Source organism: Phaeovulum sp., from assembly GCF_041596715.1.
In the GTDB taxonomy this organism is placed as follows: Bacteria; Pseudomonadota; Alphaproteobacteria; order Rhodobacterales; family Rhodobacteraceae; genus UBA6213.
The window spans coordinates 1-4,772 of record NZ_JBFHIA010000228.1; the positions used below are offsets into that span (position 1 = coordinate 1).

Sequence of the window (4,772 nt, forward strand, 5' to 3'; positions counted from 1 at the left end):
AACAACAATGCGACTGTCGCTGGAAAGCTTCCGTCAATTATGCGGTGCAAGCCCGATTGGCCTGCGCGTAGCGGAACATCTTGGGTGCGATGTTGCTGGCATTTCCAATTTCGATCAAGTTTTTAAATGCGCCGCACCGATTTCGCGCCAATACATACAAGCGCAGACTCAGCCACCCGATACAGTCTGCGAACGCTTCTTAAAACGAACGCGTCAATCCGATGCTTGTCGCAACGTTGCGATAGCTGTTTAGGATGATGGTCGAATCCTGTTGTTCCACCCCGATTTTCAACACCGGGGCAAAGCCGCGATAACTCCAGTTCTGATTGGTGAATTGAACAGTCGCGGCAATCTTGTCGTCGCGCCGCCGGACACCGAACAAGGGGTGTATGCCGTCATAGGCATTGCGATCATATGAAATATCAAGCCCCATCCGCAGCCCGCCCACAAAGGTATAGTCGCCCCCGACCGACAGGCCGGTTGCAACCCCTGCGGCAAGCGCGTTGCTGCTAGAACGGCTTTCGACGCGCGCGCTTGCGCGCAGCACCAGCTGCCCGGATGCGGCGTAGGCAAGCTGCACGTTCGCGGCGCTCCGCTGCACATCATAGGCACCTTGGATATAGGAAATGCGCTCGTGTTGCGCGCCAAACGTAACCCGCGCCCGATTGCCAAGCGCAAGACCATAGCTGACGCCTATCCCCTGCGAGCGCGTATACTCGGAATTGTCGATCCAGCGCTGCGTGGCAAAAACCTCTGCCCCAAGCCGCCGCCCCGACGCGTCGAGGTGCGAAAACCCTGCATTGCCCCGCAAGATGACATCATCGGGCGCGCGCCCGTCAAACAATCGCGCCTGAACATCCGCACCAAATCTTGCGTGTGTGCGCTCGCCGATCATCGGTTGCGCGGCGAGCCCAAAGCCCAACTCTCCCCCGTTCGCGGCCTGCTGGCGTGCATCTGGGGCAAGGTCGAAAACCAGCCCGCCAAGGTTGACAGTTTCCGCTTGCGTCCGCCGTGCCGCGTTGCTTTCAGGGATAAGCGCAAGGCGGAAATAGCCTTGCCAGTTCTTGGGTGTATCAAGCCGCTCGATCTGGGATTGCACGCGTGCTTGCACCGCCGGGGGCAGCCCCGTGCCCTTGACCAGTTCAAGATGATAGCGTGCACGCTCGTTCTGCCCTGCCGCCATTAGCGCGCTGGCCAGCTCCAGCCTGAACACCGGATTGGCAGGCACCTTTGCGACCAGTTTTGCAAGTACCTCTGCCGCCGCTTCTGCGCGCCCCGCGCGTGTATTGGCTACCCCCAATATCCAAAGGCGGCGCAACGCCTCTGTCTCGCTTTTCGGCTCGTATGCTTCCAACGCAGGGATCACCGTTGCAGCATGTCCATCGGTGACGGCCTTTTCGGCCTCATCCAAGGTGAAGGCAAAGCCCGCATTCGCCCAGCCAAGGCTCAGGATGGCCAAGAAGACCAAGGCGAAGATCAACCGCAAGTTTGGGGACATTCATGATTTCCCTAGTAGAAAGCCAAAGGCGATCGGCGAGAACCCCCGCCGATCGCCACCGCAACGCAATAGGGAGTGTCATCGCGTTGCGTAGAACGTCCCGCCGATGCCAGCGTCGAAAATCTGCGTGCTCGGATTGCTCACATCATTGATGCCGCCGCTCACAGCACCGACCATCGCATTCCCGCCGGGGCCGAAGAAACTTCCGCCAAACTGCAAGGTTGCATCGCCTTGATTGCCGTCATTTTCCAACCGCCCGGTCATGTGGAACATGAAAGCCCCGCTATCGATCGCGGGGACCGAATGGCCCATGATGACGGATGCGGGCGTATGCACTCGGCTGATCGATTGCGGCAGCACGCCATCAACCGTTAACGTGCCTGCAATCGCGACCGAGTTCGACGTGCCCGCCTCGGTGGCGACGATATTGCTTGCCGTCCCCGAGAAGGGATTGCCAGACATGCCCTCTGTCCAAGCAACATCGATATCGAGATCGCCAATGATTTCCGCCATTTGCGGATCGACATTCGTTCCGAACATCTCCGCCGTTCCAGTGTTCACGCCAACCTTGAACTGGCCTTGATAAGTGCCGCTTAGGCTGGTGGGCATATCGCCGGTGGGTGCGCGGCCCGTAGCGGCATCATAGGCGGCCTCAAAGCCTGCCGATCCACCGCCCGCCCCGCCACCAGTTCCAGTCGCCAAACATCCCGAAAGGCTTGTTATCAGACCTATCGAAACAGCCGACATCATAATTGTCTTGCTCATTTTCTATCTCCCCACACAAATTGAACAACTGAGCGAGGTTATCGGTCGCACGAGACACGGCGTCTCTCCCCTCTTCAGGGGGGCGGCAAAACCGGGGTTAAGACTTAGGAATGTCTTTAGGCGCGCTGGCAGCAGAGTAGAACGCGCCAGATCTATTGGGGCTCTGCGCTTGAACAACGCGGGCGATCAGACCGCAAAAGGGCGCATCGAATTGGGCGGGAGGAGATAGACTTGCGCAAATATATCGCTCCCGGAAAGCTATTCGCGGTGGCTGTCATGTTCAGCATCGCGCTTGCGGTGGGCTTGGTTTGGCTTGCCACACAGCAACCTTGGCTCGGTATGCAGCTTGGCGTGGGGCCGCAAGGCGAGGTGAGGATCGAGCGGGTAGCACCGGGGGGAAGCCTTCCCCCACAGGTTGCGGGCGCGCGCCTGCTCAGCTTGGCCTCTTTTTCCGCCACCCCGTCGAACCTCAGCGCAAAGCCCGCCCTTTGGATCGAACCCAACGACCTGATCGAAGAGCCCGATACGATCGGCTCGCCCGAGTTTCTGCGCAGCTTCTATACGCGCCAAGACCAGATGATCGCGCTGTTGCGCGGCGGCCCACTTGCGCTTGAGATCCAGCGCGAGGGCCAGCGCGAAACGCTGATCGTGCTGGCAAAGGCTACGCGCCCACTTGCAGATTTGCCGATGAAGCTCTGGATGCAATTGTTTGTCGCGCTGACAGGGGGCATTGTCGGGGCGTGGGTTGTTTGCCTGCGCCCGCGGGACGGCGCGGCGTGGATGCTAATGGTCGCGGGGCTCGGCCTGGCGATGGCCTCATCAACTGCGGCGCTTTACAGCGCGCGCGAACTTGCCCTGAGCGCCCCCGTTTTCACGACGGCAAGCAGGATCAATAGCACCGGTTCGCTGCTTTTTGGGATCGGCATGGTGACGCTGTTTCTGATCTACCCGCGCCGGATCATCCCACGCCCTATGCTCTGGCTTCCGACGGTCGTTATCGGGGCGGCCATTGCGTTTATCCAGCTGGTCGAATGGCCATCGCATATGGGTCTGCTGAACGAAGCGATCGCCGCAACGATGGCCGTATTGTTGGCCGCCATCATCGCCCAAGTCGTCGTGAACCGTCGCGATCCAAGGGCGCGGGCCATGCTCGGTTGGTTTGGCCTGTCGATCGGGGTTGGTGCGGGCGGGTTTGTTCTCACTTCGGTCGTGCCAACCCTGCTGAACCTTCCGCCATTTCTGGAACAAAGCACGGCTTTCCTGTTTTTTCTGCTGATCTATGTCGGCATCGCGATGGGGGTGCTGCGGTATCGCCTTTTCGATTTGCCAAAATGGTCCTTCGGGCTTTTGTTCTACGGCGTCGGCGCGGCGCTGTTGCTGGTGCTGGATGCTGCGCTGATCTACGGCCTCGCGCTGGACCGCGCGCCAGCACTGGGCATTGCTTTGGCGACAGTGGGGCTTGTGTATCTGCCGATGCGCGAAGCGGCTGCGCGCTGGCTTCGGCGCAACCGCGCGCTTCCGGCAGAGGTTCTTTATCTGCGCATCACCGAAATCGCTCATGCAATGGACCCGGTTCAGCAACAGGATCTGCAAGTGGCGTTCTGGGCCGATCTGTTCAACCCGTTGAAGGTGACGCCAATCACCGCCGGAAAGCCTGTGGCAACCGCCCTACAACAAGACGGGGCGTCGCTGACGCTTTCGCCCGTCGCGGGTCTGCCGGGGTTGCGGCTGGATTGGGCGCAGAAAGGCGCGCGGCTGTTTTCCTCAGCCGATCTGGCGCGCGCCAAAGCCCTCAACACAATGATCGAGCGCAGCTTGCACCAACATCAGGAATATGTTGAGGCCGTCACATCAGAGCGGTTGCGGATCAACCGCGACATGCATGATAATATTGGTATTTTGCTTCTGGGGGCACTCCATGCCACCACAGCGGATCGCAAGGATTTGCTGATCCGGCAAACGCTTACCGATCTGCGCGACATCATCTCGAATCCAGATCAAACCAGCCTGCCGTTGCCGCAACTTGTGGCCGATCTGCGCGCCGAGATCGTTGGTTATCTGGAGGCGGCGGATATTGATGTGCGCTGGCACGACAATGGCCTACCCAACGCGCTTCTGGCACCGCAGATTGTTCGTACGTTGCGCTCGTTTCTGCGCGAGTCCACCAGCAATATCGTGCGCCATTCAGGGGCGCGCTGCGTTGATATCGATCTGTCTGCGTCAGCAGAGCAATTGACGGTTACGCTTCAAGACGATGGCAAGGGCTTTGATGCAGCATCCGTGCGCATGGGCAATGGTTTCAGAAACCTAGCTGCACGTGTCGCGCAATTGGGCGGCACGTTCGATCTGTCAAGCACCTCCTCAGGCACACGCATCAGCACCAAACTGCATTTGGACAGGGAACTTGAAGCAGCAGGCGCAGATTTGGACGAGCACTTGCAAGACCGAAGGGCTGCGGAATGAAGCGGGTTCTGATCGTTGAGGATATCGCCGAAACGCGGCGCTGGCT

Annotated in this window: 3 protein-coding genes; 1 reads left to right on the plus strand and 2 read right to left on the minus strand. The window is 59.6% G+C overall.

Annotated features, from left to right (window positions below; genetic code table 11):
* Positions 1 to 199 precede the first annotated feature (199 nt).
* The gene (locus ABY403_RS13430) at positions 200 to 1,498 is read right to left on the minus strand and encodes a surface lipoprotein assembly modifier (protein ID WP_372841336.1); all 1,299 of its coding nucleotides are present in this window, start codon (positions 1,496 to 1,498) and stop codon (positions 200 to 202) included.
* Positions 1,499 to 1,576: 78 nt separating this feature from the next.
* Positions 1,577 to 2,263, minus strand: a complete 687-nt coding sequence (locus tag ABY403_RS13435) for a hypothetical protein (RefSeq protein ID WP_372841337.1) — start codon at positions 2,261 to 2,263, stop codon at positions 1,577 to 1,579.
* Between the two features lie 231 nt (positions 2,264 to 2,494).
* Here ABY403_RS13435 and ABY403_RS13440 point away from each other — a divergent pair, with 231 nt between their 5' ends.
* Positions 2,495 to 4,726 carry a sensor histidine kinase gene (locus ABY403_RS13440; RefSeq protein ID WP_372841338.1) on the plus strand — a complete coding sequence of 744 codons (2,232 nt, stop codon included), beginning with the start codon at positions 2,495 to 2,497 and terminating at the stop codon, positions 4,724 to 4,726.
* Positions 4,727 to 4,772: the final 46 nt, after the last annotated feature.

Excerpts from the sequence above, each read along its gene's own strand:
- ABY403_RS13430 (WP_372841336.1), bottom strand. The coding sequence starts at position 1,498 with ATGTCCCCAAACTTGCGGTTGATCTTCGCCTTGGTCTTCTTGGCCATC.
- ABY403_RS13435 (WP_372841337.1), bottom strand. The coding sequence starts at position 2,263 with ATGAGCAAGACAATTATGATGTCGGCTGTTTCGATAGGTCTGATAACA.